The sequence below is a fragment of the Pseudomonas sp. GW821-FHT09D08 genome (assembly GCF_059416305.1).
This window is the reverse complement of record NZ_JBWKOX010000019.1, coordinates 1-21,968: the sequence shown is the minus strand read 5'-3', so window position 1 is coordinate 21,968 and position 21,968 is coordinate 1. Positions and strand designations below refer to the sequence as shown.

Sequence of the window (21,968 nt, the reverse complement as noted above, 5' to 3'; positions counted from 1 at the left end):
TTTTCAGCAGGCAATAAAGGCCAATGGCAGATCGCGGATCTGTTCGCGCACCGGCGGCTGGTAGTGGCCATCGTTGGTCAATTCATGCAGCAGTTCTTCACGCAATTGATGGAATTCAAAACTGCTGCGCTGACGTGGATGTGACAGGGCGACGTCCACCACCTGCTTGATCCGCCCCGGCCGAGGCTCCATCACCACCACGCGGTCGGCGAGGAAAATCGCTTCCTCCACATCGTGGGTCACCAATACCGTGGTGATTTTGGCGCGGGCGCGGATCGCCAGGAGTTCGTCCTGCATCTGCTGGCGGGTCAGGGCGTCGAGGGCGCCGAAGGGTTCGTCCAGCAGCAGGATGCGCGGGCTGGCCACCAGGCCGCGGGCAATCGCCACCCGTTGCGCCATGCCGCCGGACAGTTGGTGCGGATAGGCGCGGGTGAAGTCGGTGAGGCCGACCAGCTCGATAAAATCGCTGATGCGCCGATTGCGCTCTGCTTCGCTCAGTGGCTCGTTGACCAGGCCCAGGCCGATGTTTTCCGCCACGGTGAGCCAGGGGAACAAACGATGCTCCTGGAACACGATGCCGCGCTCGCCGCCAATGCCGCTTACTGCCTTACCGTCGACGCGGATCTCGCCGCGAAACTGCGTATCCAGCCCCACCAACAGGCGCAGCAGGGTGGATTTGCCGCAGCCGCTGGAGCCGACAATCGCGACGAATTCGCCTTCGGCAATCTCCAGGTTGAATTCGCGGATGGCTTCCAGCTCGAAGCCGTCGACGTCGAAGGTCTTGCCCACATGGTTGAAGCTGACGATAGGTGCGTTCATGCGTGTCTCCAGCGGGTGGCGCGGGTTTCGATGCGCTGGCCGATCAGGTTGAGGGCCGCGCCGGTAAGGCCGACCAGGAGCATGCCGCTCATGATCAGGTCCATGCGCAGCAGTTGTTGGGCGCCGATCATCAGGCTGCCGATACCGCCGTTGGACGGCATGAAATACTCCGCACCGATGGTGCCCAGCCAGGCGTAGATCAGGCTCAGGCGCAGGCCGGCGAAAATGCCGGCTGCGGCACCTGGCAGTACCAGGCGTCGCAGCCGTTGGAACAGGTTCAGGCGCAACACCTGCGCCGCTTCGTTGAGCTGCGGCGACAGATTCAGCACGCTGCGTTGGGTGGCGATAAACAATGGGAAGAAGGCGGCGAGGGCGATAAACACCCACTTGGCCAACTCGCCCAGGCCAAACCAGGCAGTGAGCAGCGGCACCCAGGCGAAAATCGCGATCTGGCGCAAGGCGCTCAGGGTCGGCCCGAGTACCCGCTCACTGCGCCGTGACAGTCCCAGCCACAGGCCCATGGCAAAGCCAAGGCCGCCACCGAGCAGCAAGCCGCCCAGGCTTCGCCCCAGGCTGGTGCCCAGTGCACCGCTGAGGTTGCCATCCACGACCCCGGCGACGGTGGTGTGCAGCACCACCCAAGGGCTGACCAGAATGTTCGGGTCGACCCAGCCTTGTTGCGTCGCGACCTGCCACAGCGCCAGCAACAGCAGGGGCAGCAACCACGGTTGCAGGCGCTGCCAGCCTTGATAGCGCGGGCCGCGACGAATCTGCGCCGTGGCAGGATGGGGCCAGTGCACCCATTTGCGGTCCAGCCAGCCAATGCCACGGTCCATCACCACGCCGAATACGCCGATGACCACGATGCACACGAAGACGATATCGAGCATGAACAGCTGGCGCGCCCACACCATCAGGTAGCCGATGCCTTCGCTGGAGGCCAGCAACTCCACCGCGAGCAGCGAGGTCCACCCGGCCGCCAGGGCCAGGCGTACGCCGGCCATAAAGGCGGGCAGCGCGGCAGGCAGGATCAGGCGCCGGATCAACAGGTGCGTGGGCAGGCGCAGCACGCGGGCGGCTTCACGCAACTGGGGTTGGGCGTCGCGCACGCCCACCAGGGTATGCAGGGTCACGGGCACCACGATCGCCTTTACCAGCACCACCAGTTTCAGGGTTTCGCCAATGCCGAAGAACACCATGAACAGTGGAATCCAGGCTAGCGTCGGTACCTGCGACAACGCGCTGAACGTCGGAAACACCAGGCGCTCGGCGCGCGCGCTGAAACCCAGCATCGCCCCCAGCAGCGCCCCGGCGCCAATGCCCGCCAGCAACCCCCAGAACAGGCGTTGCAGGCTGATCGCCAGGTGGCTCCACAGCTCGCCGCCGGCCAGTTCCACGGCGCTGCTCCACACCAGGGACGGTGGCGGCAGGATCTGCTCGCTCATCCAGTGATTGCGGCTGGCCAGCCACCACAGCGCAAACAGCGTCACCGGCAGCAACCATGGCAACAGCCGTTCGCTGCGCAGCGGCCAACGTGGCGTGGCGCCGGGAGCCGCGAGCGGGAGGCTCAAAAGTGAGATTCGGGCCATGGAGGACCTCCGTTGTCGCCAGGGGCGTTATGTGATTTCGATCTTATAAAAACGCAATCAAGATGATTGAGGGATAAGAAAAACCATTTAAAGCCTCGCCCCAGCACGCATCCAATGCATTCGAAGAATATTTTCGATGCTATTCATGCATAGCCCTCTGGAGCCTGCGTTTCCCTTCGTATAGTCCTAAAAGCTATTAAATTGTGAATTTATAGTATTTAAAGTTTTGACCAGGTTGTGCCTACTTTCTGCTCCCCAGGCGACCCTCGCCCACAAGGAGCTGCGCTCATGAAACTGCCGTTCAAACGTCTGATCACCCTGGTCGCAGGCACCGCACTGGCGGGCCTGGTACAGGCTGCCGACCTCAAGGAAATCCGCATCGCCGTGCCCGACCTCAGCGCAGGCAGCCAGCACAGCGGCGGGGGCATAACGGACGTGCTGCGCGAGCAGCAGATCTTCGAAAAAGCCTTTGCCGACCAAGGCATCAAGATCCAGTGGAATTACTTCAAGGGCGCCGGCCCTGTGATCAACGAAGCCTTCGCCAACGGGCAGGTGGACCTGGCGTACCTGGGCGACCTGGCGGCGATCATCGGCCGCTCCAATGGCCTGGAGACGCGCTTGCTCAGTGCTACCGCGCGGGACATCAAGCAGTACCTCGGCGTGGTGCCGGGTTCTGGCATCAAGACTTTGCAGGACCTCAAGGGCAAGCGCGTCGCGGTGTTCCGTGGCACGGCCAGCCAGTTGTCGTTCGACAGTGCATTGGCCAGCCAGGGCTTGAGTGAGAAGGACCTCAAAGTCATCAGCCTGGACTACAACGCCGCCAATGCCGCGCTGGCCGCCAAGCAGATCGACGCCACCTGGGGCGGTTCGAACCTGACGGCATTGCAAGCGAAGGGGCTGGCTGAAATACCGCTGACCACCAAGGACCTCGGCGGCGCCGGCAGCGTCCAGGCGGTGCTGGTGGGCAGCAAACAGTTTGTCGACGAGCACCCCGACGCCGTCGCCAAGCTGCTCAAGGCCCAGCAGCAGGCGGTGCACTGGTTGACCGATGACAACAACAAGCAAGCCTACATTGCGCTGGTGTCCGGGCTGGCCAGTTACCCGCCGGTGATCCTCACCAATGACTTGAAAGACCAGACCCTCAGCGAGATTTTCCCGTCGACCCTGGACCCGGTGTTCCTGGCTAAATTGCAGGGTTCGGTGGACCTGGCTTCCAAGGAGAAGCTGATTCGCAAGCCGTTCCAGGTGAGTGACTGGGTGGCGCCGAACCTGGCGGCGGCGGGGCTTTGAGTCGGGTGGTGCCTGGGCTATCGCCATCGGGGGCTTGCCCCCGATGAGGCCCGTCAAACCGCCACGCTCACCTCCTGCCTGTCCACCTCCACCAGCGTCTCGATCATCGCCTTCGCCGCCGGCGACAACCGCGAACCGGTGCGGCTGACAATCCCGCAGCGGGCGCTCATGGTCTCCATGTTCTGCGGCAGGTTGCGCCAGTGCAGCAGCTTCAACGTGCCGTGGGCGATGTCTTCGGCGAACGCCTCCTCGGTGCCGACGCCGATGGCATTGGACTGCAGCACGATCTTCACCAGCGCCGGGAAATGTTCGGTCTGGATGCTCGGGGAAAAATCCATGCGCCCGCTCAGGTTCGCCAACAGTTTGCGAATGCCCTGTGAGATCAGCGGCGCCGCCAGCGGGTAGTCGAACATGTCGTTGGTCGACAGGCTGTCCTTGGCCAGCAACGGGTGCCCCGGTCGGCAAAAAAATACCCCGCGCTTGGGGGTCAGCGCGCGGGTCTGGAAATTCGGGTCGGCTTCGAATTGGCGGATGTCGGCAATAAAGAATTCGATCTCTTCACGGCTCAGGGCACGGCTGAGTTTTTCCCAGTTATCCACCTGGAAACTGGTGCGGATTTTCGGGTGGGCGCTGATAAAGCGCGCCACCGCATCGGGCACCAGTTTCACCGCCGGTGCCGGGCCGCAGCCGAAGCGCAGGTCGCCGGCGTCGAGCTTGGTCATGCGCGTCACTTCACTGCTCAGCAAGGCGGCGCCGTGCACCAGGGACAGGGCATGTTGCAGCACCACTTGGCCCTCCGGCGTGGGGCGCAGGTCCTTGTGGCCACGGTCGACCAGCACGCAGCCGAACTCCTGTTCCAGCCCCTGGATGCTGCGGCTGAACGCCGGTTGGGTGATGCCCATGGCGTCTGCCGCACGCACGAAACTGCGGTGTTCGTTGAGGGCGATGAAGTAGCGCAGTTGGCGAAGATCCATATGCTTTCCCTGCATCTTAAAAATAGGTCGAAGGCATTTGCGACCACGGGAGCAGAGGTTTTAAATGCAAGCTCTTATTCCGTCAATGAAGCATTGGTTCATTTGCTAGACCTAAATTGCATATGGATAGAGCGTTGTCGGAAAGCGTCCCCATCAGCAGGCACAAGAGGGTCATCACCATGAGCAACGCCGCATTAGCTGTTCAACCCGTCGCCCAGGCGCTGGATATTCACCCGGTCGCCGGCCGCATCGGCGCCGAGATCCGAGGCATCACACTGTCTGGCGATCTGGATGCCGCCACGGTCGAAGCCATCCAGCAGGCGCTGGTGCAGTACAAGGTGATCTTCTTCCGTGAGCAGACTCACCTCGATGACCAGAGCCAGGAAGCCTTCGCCCATCTGCTCGGCGAGCCGATTGCCCACCCGACGGTGCCGGTGCGTGACGGCACGCGCTTCCTCATGGAGCTGGACGGCACCCGTGGCCAGCGGGCCAACTCCTGGCACACCGACGTGACCTTCGTCGACGCCTACCCGAAAGCCTCGGTGCTGCGTTCGGTGCTGGCGCCCAAGTCCGGTGGCGACACGGTCTGGGCCAACACCTCGAGCGCCTACAACGACCTCAGCGTCGAACTGCGCGCCCTGGCGGATAACTTGTGGGCAGTGCACAGCAACGAATACGACTACGCCGCGCTCAAGCCGGATGTGTCGGCCGAGCGGCTTGAGGCATACCGCAAGGTGTTCACCTCGACGGTGTACGAGACCGAGCACCCGGTGGTGCGCGTGCATCCGGTCAGTGGCGAGAAAACCCTGCTGCTGGGGCACTTCGTCAAGCGTCTGAAAGGTTATTCCCAGGCGGACTCGACCCAGCTGTTCAACCTGCTGCAAAGCCACGTCACCCGCCTGGAAAACACCGTGCGCTGGCGCTGGAACACCGGCGACGTGGCGATCTGGGACAATCGCGCCACCCAGCATTACGCCGTGGACGACTACGGCACCCAGGAACGCATCGTGCGCCGGGTAACGCTCAAGGGCGATGTGCCGGTGGGCGTGCACGGGCAACGCAGCCAGACCACCAAAGGTCTCTAATGTGGGAGGGGGCAAGCCCTGATGCCAGTCAGTCAACGGCGAACACCGTACCCGTGGTGAGCGGGCTTGCCCCGCGCTGGGGCGCGAAGCGCCCCTGATGAAGACGAATGCGGTGTATCAGGCACTCCTCTGCGCCTGGTTCTGGGGCTGCTGCGCAGCCCAACGCGGGGCAAGCCCGCTCACCACAGAGGTACCCGTTTGCTGCGCGACAACGCTACTTCGAAGAGGTAGTGGGCCCCCCCACATTCGATGTGTGGTTTACCACACGCCGATCTGCACCACTTTCTCCGCTTCCGGCTCACCGTAACGAAACCGTTGGCCACGCAGATCGATCTCTGCGTGGCTGATGGTGGTGCGCCGCTTCAGCCCGCGCAGCCATTCGAACAGATACCCCACATGGGTTTCGCGCACTTCGGCATAGGCCGGGTCGTTGCCCAGGTCGTGCAGTTCCTGCGGGTCGTTTTCCAGGTCGAACAGCTGTGGGCGGAAGCCGTCGTACGCCAGGTATTTCCAGCGTTCGCTGCGCACCATGGTCATCCGGCAACGGTCGATGGGTTGCGCCAGGCGTTCGCGGGCCGGGGCCTGGAAGGCGTAGTCGTACTCGGCGATGGCGTAGCGGCGCCAGTTGGTTTCCTGGCCGTGCAGCAGCGGGATCAGCGAGTGGCCTTCCAGGCGATGCTCGGCCGCTGGCAAACCCAGGGCGTCGAGGAAGGTCGGCAGCGCATCGATGGTTTCCACCAAGCGCGCGTCCACCGTGCCACGGCGGGTATCGGCGGCGGCGCGTGGGTCGCGCACGATCAGCGGAATGCCCACCGCAGGTTCCAGCAGAAATTCTTTTTCGCCGAGGAAGTGATCGCCGAGGAAATCGCCGTGGTCGCTGGTGAACACGATCAGGGTGTCGTCCCAACGGCCATTGCCTTGCAGGAAATCGAACAGGCGCCCGAGTTGGTCGTCGACCTGTTTGATCAAGCCCATGTAGGTGGGAATCACCGTGAGCCGTACCTCGTCACGGGAAAAATTCAGGCTTTCCTGGTGCTGGCGGAACGCCTGGTACACCGGGTGATCGCTGGTCTCCCCTGGCTGGATCGGTGCCTGGATATGCTCGGCGCCATACAGCGCGTGATAGGGCGCCGGTGCGATGTAGGGCCAGTGTGGCTTGATATAGGACAGGTGCAGGCACCACGGTTGTTCGGCCTGTTCACGGATAAAGTCGATGGCGCGGTCGGTGGTGTAGACGGTTTCCGAATGTTCCTCGGCCACGCGCGCGGGGCGGCCCGCATTGCGCATGTGCCAACCGCTGAGCACTTCGCCGTTTTCACCGGCTGCCGCATTGGCCCATTCGTGCCACGGGTTGGCGCCACTGTAGCCCTGCTCGCGCAGGTAATGGGTGTAGGGCGCGGACTCACGTTTATCCTCGAACAGCGGGCTGTCGGGGTAGATGCCGTCGTGACGCAGGTACGCCTCGAAGCCGACCTCGTTCAACGGCTCGGCCTGCTTGCTGTCAGGGTCGATGTTCAGGCGTTGCAAGGCGTCCACATTGGGCGTGGCGTGGGTCTTGCCGACCAGTGCCGTGCGGATGCCGTGGGGACGCAGGTAGTCGCCGAGGGTCAGTTCTTCCAGGGGCAACGGCACCGCGTTCCACGCCACCTGGTGGCTGCTGACGTAGCGCCCGGTATAGGCCGACATGCGCGAGGGCCCGCAGATGGTGCCCTGGGTGTAGGCGCGGCTGAAGCGCACACCGGCGGCAGCCAGGCGATCGATGTTCGGCGTGTGCAAGTGGGCGTGGCCGTAGCACGACAGGTAATCGCGGCGCAGTTGGTCGCACATGATGTACAGCACGTTGCGCACGGGTTGGGGGTGGGACATGGGGCTTCACCAGACGGAGGACAGGTGAGGTTTTTCGCCGTTCGGGCAGGGGGCTGGCAAGTGCATTTGGGGACTGGCTTTGATGCAGTGAATGCATGGCCTAGACCGCGACGTTATCCAGAGCGCACACCTCTTCATCCAACTCATCGATCTGCTTGATCTGCTCGATCATCGCTTCCGCCAGTGGCGACAAGCGATACCCCGCACGGCTGACGATGCCGTAGCGGGTGTAACGCTCCTCCAGATCCTCCGCCAGGCCCTCGATCGTCAAGCACACCAGTTCGCCCCGGGCCATGTGCAGCACATCGCTGTTGGCGCTGACGATGCCGATGGCGTCGGAGCGCAGCACCACGCCCATCAGGCTATAGCCGTTCTCGCACTCGACATTGGGCAGGAAATCGGGCCGGCCGCTGAGGTCGACGATGACCTTGCGCAGGTTGGGCGGGCGGATGGTCACGGCCAGTGGGTAACTCATCAGCTCGGCGGCGCTTACGCTGCCACGCCCGGCCAGAGGGTGGCCGGCGCGGCAGCAGAAATACCAGCGGCGCGGGCGCAGGCGGTGAGTGTGATAGTCCGGGTTGGCTTCGAAGTGGCGGGTGTCGGCGACGAAAAACTCGAACTCTTCACTGAGCAGGCGTTTGCTCAGGCTCTGCCAGTCGTCCACCTGGTACTGCACCCGTGCCTTGGGGTAGCGCCCGATAAAACTGCCGATGGCGCGGGGGATCAAGCCGCCGGCCGGTGCCGGGCCGCAGCCGAAGCGCAATTCCCCCGCCTCCAGGCCATTGAACTGGCTGATCTCGTTGGCCAGTTGCTGTGCACCGCTGACCAGGCGCCGAGCGTGCTCCAGCAATACCTGGCCTTGTTTGGTCGGCGCCAGGTCTTTGCGGCCACGGTCAATCAGCTGGCAACCGGCGCTGTGTTCCAGGGCCTGGATACTGCGACTGAACGCCGATTGCGACAGGTTCACCGTCAACGCGGCGGCGACAAAACTGCGTTGTTCGGCAAGGGCGATGAAGTGACGAAGCTGGCGCAAATCGATATGCATTTTTCACATCAAAAATATCCGGGAAATGCATTGGCTATGCATTAGGTCGACTCCTTATAAAGGCTATCTCTTATGCAGTAAATGTTCGTAAAAACATAAATAAATAACCTAAAGGAATATCTCTCGATGGATATTTCCGGGTTCCGGAGCCGCTTATGAGTCTGTTGAAGTCCTTGCCCCTGGCCATTCTGGTGGCCGGCAGTTCCAGTTGGTCGCCGACCCAGGCCGCCGAAACGCCCGCGCCGGTAAGCAAGGGCGAGAGCGCCGGCGGCGAGTTGGAGACGGTCACCGTCACCGCCCGGCGGCGCACCGAAAGCGCCCAGGCAGTGCCGACGCCCATGAGCGTGATCGGCGGCCAGGCCCTGGAGAGCCAGCGGGTGTATCGGATTCAGGATCTGCAGCAACTGGTGCCCAGCGTCAACGTCGCCTATATGCATGCACGCCAGTCCAGCGTGTCGATCCGCGGGCTTGGCAACAACCCGGCCAGCGACGGCCTGGAAGGCAGCGTAGGGCTGTATATCGACAACGTGTACCTGGGGCGGCCGGGCATGGCGGTGTTCGACCTGATGGACATCGAGCAGCTTGAAGTCTTGCGCGGCCCCCAAGGCACCTTGTTCGGCAAAAACACTACCGCCGGGGTGATCAACATCAGCACACGCGCGCCGAGTTTTACCCCGGAGCGCAGCATCGAAACCTCGCTGGGCGAGGACGGCTACTTCCAGACCAAGGGCACGATTTCCGGCCCGCTCACCGATGACCTGGCGGGGCGTTTCTCGGCGTATCGCACCCGCAGCGACGGCGACATCAAGAACGAATACAACGGCCATGACCTCAACGGCGGCTCGCGCCAGGGCTTTCGCGGGCAACTGCTGTACAAGCCCAGCGAGACCTTCAACCTGCGCTGGATCGGCGATTACAACGAAGAGGATTCCAGCGCCGGCACCCGGGTGCTGTACAGCACCGGGCCGACCATCAATGGCACCAACCTCTACCAGTCGCGGGCCAACGCGGCAGGCGCGACCCTGGTCGATGGCACCCACCGCAAGGTCAACCTGGACAGCGACCAGCACGTCACCGTGTTCCAGGGCGGTACGTCGCTGGAGGCCAACTGGACGTTGCCGAGTGATTTCACCCTGACCTCGGTCAGTTCCTATCGCTTCTGGAATTTCACCCCGCGTAACGACGACGGCCTTAACGTGCCGGCGTCGTATAACGCCGGGGTGTCGGTGGAAGATAAGCAGTGGTCCCAGGAATTCCGGCTGGCTTCACCCACCGGCGGGTTCTTCGATTACGTGCTCGGTGCCTACTACTTCGGTAATTCGCTGGATAACAAATCCTTCAGCTATTACGGGCCGCAGGCCGACATCTGGAACGGCACGCCAGCCGGCGCACTGGCCAACGTCAGCAGCGTCGGCAACGGGCACATTCGCACCGACAGTTTTGCACTGTTTGCCCAGGGCACCTGGCACCTCACCGAGCGCCTGGATTTCACAGCCGGCCTGCGTGGCACCTATGAAGAAAAAAGTGCCTGGGTCACGCGTAACGCTCCCCTTGGCGGTGCGGCGGTCATCGGTGCTGCCGCGACGGCTCGACGCGGGCGCGCGGGGGCGTACGATTCCGGCGACCTCACGCAATACAGCACCAGCCCCTCGGGTTTGCTCAACCTGAGCTATCGCTTTAACGAAAACCTGCTGGGCTACGCGACGCTGTCCCATGGCGAGAAGTCCGGCGGGGTCAACCTGGCGGTAGGCTCGGCACCGACGGCCGGGGCCGACTCGCTGTTGATCGGCACCGAGCGCGCCAATAACGCCGAACTGGGTTTCAAAAGCACCCTGTGGGACCGGCGGCTGCAGCTCAATGCCAACCTGTTCTGGACCCAGGTCAACGGCTACCAGACCAATGCCTATGACCAGGACAACCGTGTGCAGTACTTGACCAACGCCGGTTCGGTGCGCTCGCGGGGTGTCGAGGTAGAAAGCACCCTGGTGCCGATCAAGGGCCTGACGCTGAACCTCAACGGCTCGTTCAACGATGTGAGTTACCTGTCTTACAAGGACGCGCCGTGCCCGCCGGAAGTCAGTCTGCGCCCCGGTGCGCCGGCTTCCTGCGACCTGAGTGGGCACCAAGTGGTGGGGGCGTCGAAGTGGATCGCCAACGCCAACGGCGAATACAAGTGGAACCTGGATAACGGCTTCGAACCCTACGTCACCGCCAGCTATGCCTTCCGCTCCAAGGCCGTGGGCACCGTGGAGGACTCCGACTATGGACAGATTCCTGCCTACGCCGTGGTCAACCTGTCCACCGGCCTGCGTGGCAACTATGAGCAGGGGCAGTGGGACGTGTCGTTATGGCTGAAAAACGCCTTCGACAAGACCTACTACACCACGCTGTGGACGGGGGGGAACGGCGGCTACGAAGGCCTGCTCGGTACACCGCGTACGTTAGGAGTGACCGGGCGCTATGACTTCTAGCCCCGTGCGATAGGTGGCCGGGCTGAACACGCGCGTCACCACCAGCATCGCCACCGCCGTGACCGTCAGCACCACCCAGGCGCTGACAAAGTTGCCGGTCAGCCCGCGCAGCCAGCCGGTCAGCCACGGCGACACCGCATTGATCAAGAAGCCCACGCCTTGCACAAAGGCCGCCAGTTGCCCGGCCTGGCGTGGGTCGCGATGGTGGTCGAGGGTCAGCAGCAGGCTCAGGGCGAAACACGCGCCCAGGCCGAAGCCGCACAGCGCCACCCAGAGGTGCGGATATTCCTGCGGCGCGACGATCAGGCCGAGGTAACCCACGGTCTGGGCCAGCAGGGCGATGCCCAGCAGCGGCCGACGGTCGATACCGCGCTGCGCCAGCACCGGCATCAACAGCGCGGCGATCACCTGGAAGATGGTCATGAACGCCAGCAGCGAACCGCTGGGCAGCACGCCCCAGCCCAGTTGCTGATAGTAGGCCGGCAGCCACGCCACCAGGCTCATGTAGCCGCAATTGACCAGGCCGAAATACAGCGCCAGCAACCAGGCGCGGCGATTGCGCAGGTCCTTGAAGGCCGGCACCACCTGTGGATTTCTGGCCGCGCCCAGGGGCAGCCAGGCCCATAGCAGCAAGGCGCCCAACGCCGGCAGCAGCCACACCCCCAGCCCCGCCTGCCATTCCTGGAAATGCGTGGCCACCAGCGGGCTGAGCAGCGCTGCCAGCCCGCCGCCCGCCATCAGCGAAGCAGAGTACACACCCATCGCCACCGGCACGCGATGACGGAATTCGCGCTTGATCATCGCCGGCACCAAGGCCTGGATCAGCGCCACACCCGCACCGCCGAGCAACGCCGTGACCAGCAGCGCCGACGCCTGGCCCATCAGCCAGCGTGCCAGGCACGCCAGCAGGATCATCATCAGGCCCAGGGCGATGCCACGCCGTTCGCCGAGGCGGGCTTCGACGCGCACGCCCACCAGCGCCACCAGCCCCATGCACACCACCGGCAGGCTGGTCAGCAGGGCGCTGCTCTGGAAACTCAGGCCGGTGGCCTGGCGAATCTCGCCGAGCAACGGGCTGATGGAACTGAGGATCGGCCGCAGGTTCAGGCCGAGCACCACCAGCAGGCCCCAGCCGGCGAGGGATTTATTCAGGGTCATGCAACGCTCTTGCAGTCGGTAAATGAGGCGTGAGTATGGCCAGCACCCAAGGTATTCTGAAATTAAATATAACCATGCCAACCAGTGGCAAAGAGAATGGTGACGCTGATGTTCGATCCCGTGTTGTTGCGCAGCTTTGTCGCCGTGGTGGACTGCGGCAACTTCACCCGCGCCGCCGAGCGCCTGCACGTGACCCAGTCCACCGTGAGCCAGCAGATCCGCCGCCTGGAGGAGGCGGTGGCGTGCCAGTTGCTGGACCGCGACCAGCGCCGTGTGGTCGCCACCGCCGAGGGCGAACGCTTGCTGGCCTATGCGCGGCGCATCCTCGCGCTGCATGAAGAAGCCACCGATGTGTTGATCAACCAACAGAGCGACGGCGTGCTGCGCCTGGGGGTACCGGAAGACTTTGCCGCCGAGCGCCTGATGCCGTTGCTGTCGGCATTTGTGCTCGCCTATCCACGGGTGCGCCTGGAGGTCACCAGCGGCCTGGGCCCCGAGTTGCAGCGTCAGTACCGCAATGGTGAATTCGACGTGTTGCTGGTCAAGCAGATGGGTAGCAGCGATGACTGCCTGGCGTCGTGGCCCGAGCCGCTGTGTTGGGTCGACAGCCGCAGCACGCCGTGCCTGGGGCGCGACCCTCTGCCGTTGGTGGCATTCCCGGTGGGCGGCCTGTACCGCAATGAAATGCTGCACCACCTGGAAGTGGGCGGCTGGCGCTGGCGTATCGGTTATTCCAGCGCCAGCCTGGCCAGCGTGTGTTCGGCGGTGGCGGCGGGGTTGGGGGTGAGTCTGTTGCCGCGACGGGTCGTGCAGCCAGGGCATGTGGAACTGGGACCGGACAGCGGTTTGCCCGTGGTGCAAGGCGTGCGCCTGGCGTTGTATGCCCGTCATGGCCTGAGTGCTGCGGGGCAGTGCTTACAGGCCGAACTGTTCGATTTGTGCGCAAACAGCCCTGTTGAGCCATGCCTTAACTGAATATTTTGTATGCCTGAAAAGCATCAAAAAAAACCACCTCGGCGCCAGGCCACGTGGGCCGGGGCTTTGGTGTTTGCAGAGCATTCTTTTATTCAAATTTGATCTATCTATAACTTCAAAGATTACTTTAAGAGATAAGCGTCTGGCCCCGATGATTCAGCCCTCGACGGCCTTCCACGCAGGCCCGTCGGTTTTTTTGTTTCGAAACCGTAGGGAGTCAATCAATGGGCAATGTCCAGACCGCCGCCAGTGCACCCGAGGCGCAATGGCGCCAGGCACCGAGTGGTGAGTTGGTCGACCTTGGCCGGCCGCACCGCGCGCCGTTGGGGCAATTGCGAACGCAGCAAACCCCGAAGCGATTCTCCAGCCGCCGCGAGGGGATCCTGCTCGGTTTGTTGGTACTGGCCCTGCACGGTGCAGTGATTTATTGGGTCAGCCAGAAACCCACCCCGGTGCTGCCGATTGTGCCGCCGGAGATTCCGCCGATGACCATCGAATTTTCCCAGCCGGCACCGCCCGTGGTGGAACCGCCACCGCCTGTGCCGCCACCACCGCCACCGCCTGTTGTCGAGCCACCGCCGCCGGTGGTGGATGAGTTGGCCGCCAAGCCGGCGCCGCCCAAGCCGATTCCAAAACCCAAGCCCAAGCCGGTGCCAAAGCCTGAGCCCAAGCCCGCACCGAAACCGGTCGAGCAGGCGCCCACGCCACCGCAACCGGCGCCACCGGCCCCTGCGCCCGCTCCGCCCGCGCCAGCCCCGGTGACACCGGCTTCGGCCAACGCCGCGTACCTCAAGAACCCGGCGCCGGAGTACCCGTCCCTGGCGCAGCGTCGCGGTTGGGAAGGCACGGTGTTGTTGCGGGTGCATGTATTGGCCAGCGGCAAGCCGGGCGAGATCCAGGTCCAGAAAAGCAGCGGTCGCCAGCAACTCGACGACGCCGCACTGACCGCCGTGAAGCGGTGGAGCTTCGTGCCGGCCAAGCAGGGCGATGTGGCCCAGGACGGCTGGGTCAGCGTACCGATCGACTTCAAGATTCACTAACTATTGCGCTGCGGTGTGCAGCACACGCCGCGACTTGTACAGAGGGAAAACATCATGGCATTAGCATCTCCACTTGAATCCATCGAAAGCGCGGTGATCTGGCTGCTGGTGGTCTTTTCGGTCGCCACCTGGGGCCTGGCCCTGCTCAAGGGCGTGCAGTTCGGTCGCCTTAAAGCGCAGGATCGCAAGTTCCACAAACAGTTCTGGGCGGCGTCGAGCCTCGACTCGGCCGCCGAGTTGGCCGAAACCCAGCCCGGCGCCGCTGCCCGTGTGGCCCAGGCCGGTTACGCCGCGATCCAGGTCGGGGAAGCGCCGCATGCGGCCGACCTGAGCCAGGCGATCAACCACCAGGACCGCCTCGAGCGTGCCCTGCGCCAACAGATCGTACGTGAGCGCCGCTCCCTGGAAACCGGCCTGGCCGTGGTCGCCAGTATCGGCAGCACCTCGCCGTTTATCGGCCTGTTCGGCACGGTGTGGGGGATCATGGAAGCGCTCAAGGGCATCAGCGCCGCCGGCTCCGCCAGCCTTGAAACCGTGGCCGGCCCCATCGGTGCCGCCCTGGTTGCCACGGGCGTGGGGATCGCCGTCGCGGTGCCGGCGGTGCTGGTCTACAACTACTTCCTGCGTCGCCTGAAGCTCACTGCGGCGGACCTGGATGACTTTGCCCACGACTTCTACAGCCTGGCGCAGAAGAACTCCTTCCGTGTGCTGCTGCACCCGGCCCTGACTAAACATGCGCCGGGCAACCCGCAAAAAGTGAAGGAGGCGTCCTGAAATGGCCTTCTCCACGCAAGACAGTGATGAGGTACTGAGCGAGATCAACGTCACGCCGCTGGTGGACGTGATGCTGGTGCTGCTGGTGGTGTTTATCGTCACCGCGCCGCTGTTGACCAATGCGATCCCGATCAACCTGCCCAAGACCGAGGCCGTAGCCCCGGTGGAGCAGAAGGACCCGCTGGTGGTGAGCATCGACGGCGCCGGCAAACTGTTTATCAACAAGGACGAAATCCAGCCGGACCTGCTGGAATTCAATCTGCAGGCGGCCAAGGCCAAGGACCCCGATGTGCGGGTGCAACTGCAGGCTGACGATGGTGTGAACTACGGCGAAGTGGCGCGAGCCATGGCGTCTATCGAACGCGCGGGGATTACCAAGCTGTCGGTGATTACCGCACGTTAGTTGCAAAAGCCTCGACAATTTTTTGGCCGTTTCCTTGGCAGGGTGCGGCCTTTTTTTTGCCTCCGTTTCAGTAACATCACACGATCAAAGTGCGCCAACCCCAGCGATTTGCGGATACCGGATTTCAACTTCTTGCTGAAACTTTCTAGCGCTCTCTTTAAGCCAGTCAATCAACCGAGCGATATCAGGTTCCGACTGCCGCCCATTCCTACAAATAACGTAGTACGCCGCCGGCGACATCATCAGCGGGCCGCCTAGTGTGACTAATGCACCTTCTTCCAACTGTTCATACACCAACGCTGTCCTGGCCAGCGCAATCCCGCCACCCTTGACCGCCAGACTGATTGCCAGGCTTGAGTCCGGAAAGCGCGGCCCATGGTGATAAGGCGCAGCTGCCAGGTCCTGGAACGCAAACCAGCTTTCCCACCCTGGACACACTTGATCGTCCACACGGTGAATGAGTGGATACCGCGCGATATCCGTCAGCGAAATATCGCCATTCATGCGTTGAAACTCCGGTGAGCAAACCGGGAACACGGCATCGCGCATCAGAAGCTCGGCATGATGATCCGGGTAGTCGCCGTACCCCATCACAATCGCAACATCGAATTGATGGGCACCGAGATTGGCGCTATTCATATCCGCACTGGTCAATACCAGGTCGAGATTGAATGAAGCGTCGGTGTGGGAACCATGCATTCTGGGGATTAGCCAGGTCGAACACAGGGACGAAGTGCACGAAAGATAAAGGGGCTGAGATTTGCGCGGATTCAGCGAGTGCAACACCGTCTCAAGGGTTTTGAAAAAATCATCGGTCACCGGCAACAAAGCCTGCCCGGCGGTTGTGAGGTTGACGCCCCGCGAATGGCGCTCGAACAACTGAACGCCCCACCACTCTTCCAGACCTGCGATCTGATGACTGATGGCACTGGCGGTGAGGCTCAACTCTGATGCTGCGCGGGCGAAACTGCCTGTTCGTGCAGCACTGACAAAGGCTTGCAGCATGGGTGTAGGTGGCGGACGTTGGCCCATCAGGTGCTCACTTTGATCAGGATGATCCCGCAAACAATGACGAACGCCGAAAGCATCCGCCGCCAGCCGAACCGCTCGTGAAAAAACAGCGCGGCAATAATGGCGCCGATAATAACACTGGTTTCCCGCAACGCTGAGACCTTGGCCACCGCATCCAGCGACAGCGCGAACAGCACCAGGCCGTAGGAAGTGAGGTAAAAAACGCCGCCCATTACGCCGACTTTCCAATGGTTGCGAATGGCCTCTGTGAATTCCAGACGTTTCTTGAAAAACGCCAGCGCCGGAATCGGAATGCTCTGGAATACCGTCAGATAGATGATGTATTGCAGCACCGTCTCACTGGCTCTGACACCTTTGGCATCCACCACTGTGTAGGACGCGATGAAAGCACCTGCGCACACCGCCATCAGAATTGGTTTGAACATACGCGCGGACATCCTGCGCACGAATGTCAGGCTGATAATGCCTACGCAAATCAGCAACACCCCCGCCATGGCATGAAACGATAGCTGCTCGTGCAGCAGGAAATAGGAAAACAGCGCGACTAAAACCGGTGGCACCCCGCGCATGACCGGGTAGACCTGCCCAAAGTCGCCGGTTTCATACGCTTTGATCAGAAACAATCGATAGGCCGTGTTGAGCACCACGGAAACCAGCACGTAGCCCCACACCTGCAGGCTTGGCGTATTCACCAGCGGCAGCGCCGCCAGGCAGATCAGCAACGCCGTACCATCGACCATGGCCAAGGTCATGAAGCGACTGCTCCCCGCCCGGACGACCGCGTTCCAGGTGGCGTGCATGAAGGCGGAGATCAAAACAAGGGTGATCGCGATGTTGGAGTTGTCCATGGGGCTCGGCTTGTGATGGGAATATGAAGTTGTGCCTTATGGCCAGCGAGGGATCATCGTTTGCGCAACCACATTCGTAACATGTATCGATTGAGATCTTTCAAAGAGACTGCGTCATCAATCTCTAAGCGCGGAGCGCTCTTATCGATGAAATGCGTTCGGGTATGGAGAAACTTGTTGTCAGCTGAAATAAGAACCTGCCCTGGTTCAAGCAGCACTCGATGTTGAACTGAAGATTGATCAAGGACTGTATCTAGAAAATCCAATGCATGTATTTGCGCCAGGGTTAATGGCGCTCCCGCTTTGATGTGGGCCGATTCGATATAGACGCGGAAGTACCTAATCAAAGGGATGCCCTCATTTGAAAAGCTCAAGATTGGCGCTTTGAATAATTGTTCTTCCTCCGCCATACCTCGATTTTCAAAATAGAAATCGCACTTAAGTTCTTCCAGTACCTCAGGGAATGCCATTAATTCAGCGTATACCGCGCTTGCGTCTATCAGAATACTTTCGCCGCCGAGTAAGGCTTTCTGGCCACAAGCCAGAATCAAATAATCGATAGGGAGCGGATCGCTTACGCCATCGTTATGGACATATGCGCCCTGACGGGTCTGATGATATCTCGTACCTTCTTCAATGCTTTTACCTCCCCGGTCATACACCTCAATAACCCTATGGCCAAGATGGTTCTGCACCATTGGCGCTCCCAGCAAAGAGCCGAACGTCCATATCAAAGATTTGAAGCCTGCAAGATCATCGACTTTAAATCCATCTAGGATAAGGACGTGTTTTTCGTGATCAACGATTTTTCGTATATTGCGCAGTTCTGCGCTGAGGGTCTGCGAGTGATGGGGGGCGATGTAAGCAGGCTTTACATCGAATCGATTAGTTTGATCATCCGGTTCGGAGCTGGCTTTTGCGCTCAGTAGTTCGTTGAATGCGGTTTTAGAAAGCCTGACTTTAGAAATTTCGTGGTGGAAAGTACTTATATTTATATTCATTGCGATTTTTTACGGGGTTGGTTGGAGTCAATATTTAACTAACCTCACCACTCTCCGGAAAAGCGAAAAGTCGTCAGCGGAGCCATAAAAAACCGTCATGGAAGATATTTCCTACAAGAAAGTTCATCAGGTGATCGATGCTGGCATTTCGTCATGATTTGTAAAGGGCCAGCAAGCCGTGTCCCTTTAAATTGCAGGACGTTTCCGAGACAATTCCCGCCGCCTTGGGACTGTTGAATGGATGGCTAGTCTTCGGCCCGTCGCTGGTTTTCAGCGATCGGGTTTAGCAGCCTGAGTTCAATAGGCACACGGTTCACATCCGCGTTTATGGTGGCTGTGCGTGGGGCACCCTCGGGTGCGCTGGTGTTCCTATTGGCCAGTCTGCTAACCCGCGTACAGCTGCCACCTATCGTTTAGCCGCGTTAGTGGTCGCTCCCGTGTTCAATAGGAGTTACACCATGACCAAAAGCACTTCCCGACCCACCCGTTGACTGCCTTGTCGCCAACGAAAACCTCAGTTTCGAAGACGCCCAACTTTATATCGCTCACCTGATCCACAGCGCATCGGCCACCGTATGGGACTGTTGTGAGCACCTGCAGCCGCACGACCGCGCGAAAGTCCATGCGGTGCGGCATTTGCTGGAAATGGCCAATACCGTGGTGGATCGCACCATCGACTGCATGCCTCGTATCAATCACGTCATCTAAAACCACTGCAAATTGAATGTGAAATCGAGTCAATGTGGGAGGGGGCTTGCCCCCGATAGCGGTCCGTCAGCTAAAAATAGGTAGCTGACCCATCGCCATCGGGAGCAAGCCCCCTCCCACATTTGAACCTCATGCAGGTTTGAGTTTTTGGTTATTAATAAATAGCTTCTTATTCCTTAACGAATATAACCCTCGTCCCTATACTGTCCTACAACGTTAAACGCTGCAGGAGGGCACACCCATGCACAGCGAGTCGATTCGTTATCTGATCGTGCCGGGCTGGCAAGGATCGCCAGAAGATCATTGGCAAAGTCACTGGCAGAACAGCCTGCCCAACAGCGCACGCGTGGAGCAGGCCGATTGGCTCACACCGCGCCGTGAAGATTGGGTCGCCGCGCTGGCCGAGGCGATCGCCGCCGACAGCACGCCGGTGATCCTGATCGCCCATAGCCTGGGCTGCATCACCGTGGCCCATTGGGCGGCCACTGCCCCGGTGCAGTTCCTGCGGCAGGTGCGCGGTGCCTTGCTGGTGGCTCCGGCGGACGTTGAACGGCCAGCCTGCTCGCCGGCCCTGCGCAACTTTGCGCCGATCCCGACCGACCTGCTGCCGTTTCCCAGCCAGGTGGTCAGTTCCGATAACGACAGCGCCGTCAGCGCCCCCCGGGCCCTGGAGCTGGCGCGTAATTGGGGCGCCGAAGCCGGCATCCTGTCGGGGGCCGGGCATATCAATGTGAAGTCCGGTCACCAGCGCTGGGAGCAGGGGTTTGCCTACCTGTATCGCCTGCAAAGCCGCCTGGAGCATCACGCCCGGCGCACCGCCTGATATTTTTTCAACGCCCCGTCCCTGAGTGGATTTGGGGCGGGAGCCTGCCATGAGTCTGCATGAAACCTTCGGTCAGCCGCTGCTGACCTTCCCCGACGCCGAAAAAAGCCCGCTGAGCATCCGCGCCAAGGCGCTGGTGTTTGTCGACCCGCGCTCGCGCAAGCTGCGCGAAGACCTGGAAAACCTGGCCCCGCGCGCCTTGCCCGTATTGATTCGAGGCGAGACCGGCAGTGGTAAAGAATTGCTGGCGCGGCATATTCACCGGGGCAGCGACCGCTCCGGTTTGTTTGTCTCGGTCAATTGCGGCGCCATCAGCCCAACCTACGCCGACGCCGAGTTGTTTGGCTATGCCGCCGGCGCCCACAGCGGCGCGGCCAGCAGCCGGGCCGGGTGGTTTGGCTCGGCCAATGGCGGCACGTTGTATCTGGATGAGATCGGCGACTTGCCGCTGCCGATCCAGGTGAAACTGCTGGCGGCCCTGGAAAACCATGAAGTCACCCGCGTGGGCGCCCACCAGCCGAGTCCGGTGGACGTGCGCCTGGTGGCCGCCACCAGCATCGACCTGGCCCAGGCCGTGGCCGCCGGCAAGTTTCATGAGAGGCTGTTCCATTACCTGAGCGAAGGCCAGCTGGACTTGCCGGCATTGCGTGAGCGGGTGGGCGATATCCTGTCGTTGGCCGAGTACTTCCTCGGCATCTACAGCCAGCGCCTGGACCTGCCGGTGCCGCTGATCAGCGACGCCGCCCAGCGCGTACTGGAACACCACAGCTGGCCGGGTAATACCCGCGAGTTGGAGAACGTCATTCACTTTGCGCTGCTGGTCAGCAGCGGCGATGAAATTTTGCCCGAGCATCTGAATCTGCCCGTGGCCGGTTCGCCCCTTGAACAGGTGCAGCGAATATTCGATAACGCCAGCCCCGCCGAGCAGGAAACCTTGCGCCGCTTTCTGCATGAACAAAATGGAATATCAACGTGAATAAAAGATATTGTTCGGGAATAAAAAATCTAGGTATTGTCCATTCCACGCCGCGATAGCACTTCGCTGGCACACCACATAAAAAACGGTCGTCAGAGACGCCCCGGAATTTCGATAAGGACACTGCATGAAAAAGGTTCTGTTGTTTACCGCACTGGCGGCTGCCCTGACTGCAAGCTTCGCCCAGGCCAACGAGAAACTGGTGGTGGCCGCCACCCCGATCCCGCACGCCGAGATCCTCGAACTGGTCAAGCCAACCCTCGCCAAAGAAGGCGTGGACCTGGAAATCAAAGTTTTCACCGACTACGTACAGCCAAACGTACAGGTTGCCGAGAAGCGCCTGGACGCCAACTACTTCCAGACCCTGCCGTACCTGGAAAACTTCAACAAGGGCAAGGGCACCAACCTGGTCACCGTGGTTGGCGTGCACGTTGAACCCTTCGGCGGTTACTCGAAAAAGATCAAGAACATTTCCGAGCTCAAGGATGGCGCCACCGTGGCTATCCCGAACGAAGGCTCCAACAGCGGCCGCGCCCTGTTGCTGCTGCAGAAAGCCGGTGTGATCACCCTGAAAGACCCGACCAACGCCCTGGCCACGCCGAAAGACATCGCCAGCAACCCGAAGAACCTGAAGTTCAAGGAGCTGGAATCGGCCCTGCTGCCACGCGTACTGGACCAGGTTGACCTGGATTTGATCAACACCAACTACGCCCTGGAAGCTGGCTTGAACCCAGCCAAGGACGCGCTGATCATCGAAGATGCCAAGTCGCCGTACGTGAACTTCCTGGTGGCGCGCCCGGACAACAAGGACAGCGACGCTATCCAGAAACTGTCCAAGGCCCTGACCAGCCCGGAAGTCAAAGCCTTCATCGAGAAGAAGTACAACGGCGCAGTCGTGCCCGCGTTCTGATGTAAGCCAAAACCCCCTTCAAGGTTTCAACGCCGACGGCTACTACAGCGTCGGCGTTTTTTATGCCTGGAATTTGGAAGGCAATAAAAATGTGGGAGGGGGCTTGCCAGTCATTTAAGGCTTTTTGTAGGAGCGAGCTTGCTCGCGAAAAACTCACAGGCGCCGCGTTCATTCAGGAAGC

General features: G+C 61.3%; 19 protein-coding genes and 1 pseudogene. 11 read left to right on the top strand and 9 right to left on the bottom strand.

Annotation, left to right across the window (positions count from 1 at the left end):
• Positions 1-3 precede the first annotated feature (3 nt).
• Positions 4-819 (bottom strand): ABC transporter ATP-binding protein, encoded by an 816-nt coding sequence (locus AC07OP_RS25250; protein ID WP_495103169.1) that lies wholly within the window; start codon positions 817-819, stop codon positions 4-6.
• Entirely contained in the window at positions 816-2,408 is a 1,593-nt protein-coding gene (locus tag AC07OP_RS25245) for an ABC transporter permease (protein WP_495103170.1), read from the bottom strand. The genes AC07OP_RS25250 and AC07OP_RS25245 overlap by 4 nt, the downstream gene beginning before the upstream one ends.
• Positions 2,409-2,696: 288 nt before the next feature.
• On the opposite strand from AC07OP_RS25245, the gene AC07OP_RS25240 reads away from it, so the two are divergent.
• Positions 2,697-3,698, top strand: coding sequence for an ABC transporter substrate-binding protein (locus AC07OP_RS25240; RefSeq protein WP_012721637.1), 1,002 nt, complete (start codon positions 2,697-2,699; stop codon positions 3,696-3,698).
• Positions 3,699-3,751: 53 nt separating this feature from the next.
• Here the strand turns inward: AC07OP_RS25240 and AC07OP_RS25235 are convergent, their stop codons facing one another.
• Positions 3,752-4,672: a LysR family transcriptional regulator gene (locus tag AC07OP_RS25235; protein WP_012721638.1), complete on the bottom strand. Its 921-nt coding sequence runs from the start codon at positions 4,670-4,672 to the stop codon at positions 3,752-3,754.
• 179 nt (positions 4,673-4,851) lie between these two features.
• On the opposite strand from AC07OP_RS25235, the gene AC07OP_RS25230 reads away from it, so the two are divergent.
• Complete coding sequence (locus AC07OP_RS25230) at positions 4,852-5,757, top strand: TauD/TfdA dioxygenase family protein (RefSeq protein WP_065941064.1); 906 nt, start codon at positions 4,852-4,854, stop codon at positions 5,755-5,757.
• Positions 5,758-6,015: 258 nt separating this feature from the next.
• Here the strand turns inward: AC07OP_RS25230 and AC07OP_RS25225 are convergent, their stop codons facing one another.
• Both AC07OP_RS25225 and AC07OP_RS25220 read right to left on the bottom strand, forming a co-directional pair.
• On the bottom strand, positions 6,016-7,623 hold the full coding sequence (locus tag AC07OP_RS25225) for an alkaline phosphatase family protein (protein ID WP_495103171.1): 1,608 nt from the start codon (positions 7,621-7,623) through the stop codon (positions 6,016-6,018).
• Between the two features lie 100 nt (positions 7,624-7,723).
• Positions 7,724-8,668, bottom strand: a complete 945-nt coding sequence (locus AC07OP_RS25220; RefSeq protein ID WP_495103172.1) for a LysR family transcriptional regulator — start codon at positions 8,666-8,668, stop codon at positions 7,724-7,726.
• A 155-nt stretch (positions 8,669-8,823) separates the two neighbouring features.
• On the opposite strand from AC07OP_RS25220, the gene AC07OP_RS25215 reads away from it, so the two are divergent.
• Positions 8,824-11,139 (top strand): TonB-dependent receptor, encoded by a 2,316-nt coding sequence (locus AC07OP_RS25215; RefSeq protein WP_495103173.1) that lies wholly within the window; start codon positions 8,824-8,826, stop codon positions 11,137-11,139.
• On the opposite strand, the gene AC07OP_RS25210 is transcribed toward AC07OP_RS25215, so the two are convergent.
• Positions 11,110-12,297 (bottom strand): CynX/NimT family MFS transporter, encoded by a 1,188-nt coding sequence (locus tag AC07OP_RS25210; RefSeq protein ID WP_253492838.1) that lies wholly within the window; start codon positions 12,295-12,297, stop codon positions 11,110-11,112. The genes AC07OP_RS25215 and AC07OP_RS25210 overlap by 30 nt on opposite strands.
• Before the next feature lie 108 nt (positions 12,298-12,405).
• Between AC07OP_RS25210 and AC07OP_RS25205 the strand changes: the two genes are divergently transcribed.
• From AC07OP_RS25205 to AC07OP_RS25190, 4 genes are all read left to right on the top strand, one after another.
• Complete coding sequence (locus AC07OP_RS25205; RefSeq protein WP_495103174.1) at positions 12,406-13,272, top strand: LysR family transcriptional regulator; 867 nt, start codon at positions 12,406-12,408, stop codon at positions 13,270-13,272.
• A gap of 224 nt (positions 13,273-13,496) precedes the next feature.
• On the top strand, positions 13,497-14,312 hold the full coding sequence (locus tag AC07OP_RS25200; protein WP_012721645.1) for an energy transducer TonB: 816 nt from the start codon (positions 13,497-13,499) through the stop codon (positions 14,310-14,312).
• A gap of 54 nt (positions 14,313-14,366) precedes the next feature.
• On the top strand, positions 14,367-15,086 hold the full coding sequence (locus AC07OP_RS25195; RefSeq protein WP_027607855.1) for a MotA/TolQ/ExbB proton channel family protein: 720 nt from the start codon (positions 14,367-14,369) through the stop codon (positions 15,084-15,086).
• Position 15,087: 1 nt separating this feature from the next.
• The gene (locus tag AC07OP_RS25190; RefSeq protein WP_010565408.1) at positions 15,088-15,489 is read left to right on the top strand and encodes an ExbD/TolR family protein; all 402 of its coding nucleotides are present in this window, start codon (positions 15,088-15,090) and stop codon (positions 15,487-15,489) included.
• Positions 15,490-15,573: 84 nt separating this feature from the next.
• Here AC07OP_RS25190 and AC07OP_RS25185 read toward each other — a convergent pair whose 3' ends face one another.
• From AC07OP_RS25185 to AC07OP_RS25175, 3 genes are read right to left on the bottom strand one after another with little or no spacing between them, the layout of a single operon-like run.
• Positions 15,574-16,521, bottom strand: a complete 948-nt coding sequence (locus AC07OP_RS25185) for a LysR substrate-binding domain-containing protein (protein WP_495103175.1) — start codon at positions 16,519-16,521, stop codon at positions 15,574-15,576.
• Entirely contained in the window at positions 16,521-17,369 is an 849-nt protein-coding gene (locus tag AC07OP_RS25180; RefSeq protein ID WP_495103176.1) for an EamA family transporter, read from the bottom strand. The genes AC07OP_RS25185 and AC07OP_RS25180 overlap by 1 nt, the downstream gene beginning before the upstream one ends.
• Positions 17,370-17,422: 53 nt before the next feature.
• Positions 17,423-18,370, bottom strand: coding sequence for a TauD/TfdA family dioxygenase (locus AC07OP_RS25175; RefSeq protein ID WP_495103177.1), 948 nt, complete (start codon positions 18,368-18,370; stop codon positions 17,423-17,425).
• Positions 18,371-18,835: 465 nt separating this feature from the next.
• On the opposite strand from AC07OP_RS25175, the pseudogene AC07OP_RS25170 reads away from it, so the two are divergent.
• The 4 genes and pseudogenes from AC07OP_RS25170 to AC07OP_RS25155 all read left to right on the top strand — a co-directional run.
• Positions 18,836-19,078 (top strand): annotated as a pseudogene (locus tag AC07OP_RS25170) (DUF6124 family protein); the annotation flags it as partial.
• 241 nt (positions 19,079-19,319) lie between these two features.
• Positions 19,320-19,901, top strand: coding sequence for an alpha/beta hydrolase (locus AC07OP_RS25165; protein WP_016975008.1), 582 nt, complete (start codon positions 19,320-19,322; stop codon positions 19,899-19,901).
• Between the two features lie 49 nt (positions 19,902-19,950).
• On the top strand, positions 19,951-20,877 hold the full coding sequence (locus tag AC07OP_RS25160) for a sigma 54-interacting transcriptional regulator (RefSeq protein WP_115487848.1): 927 nt from the start codon (positions 19,951-19,953) through the stop codon (positions 20,875-20,877).
• Positions 20,878-21,004: 127 nt separating this feature from the next.
• Positions 21,005-21,787 carry a MetQ/NlpA family ABC transporter substrate-binding protein gene (locus AC07OP_RS25155; protein ID WP_027607851.1) on the top strand — a complete coding sequence of 261 codons (783 nt, stop codon included), beginning with the start codon at positions 21,005-21,007 and terminating at the stop codon, positions 21,785-21,787.
• Positions 21,788-21,968: the final 181 nt, after the last annotated feature.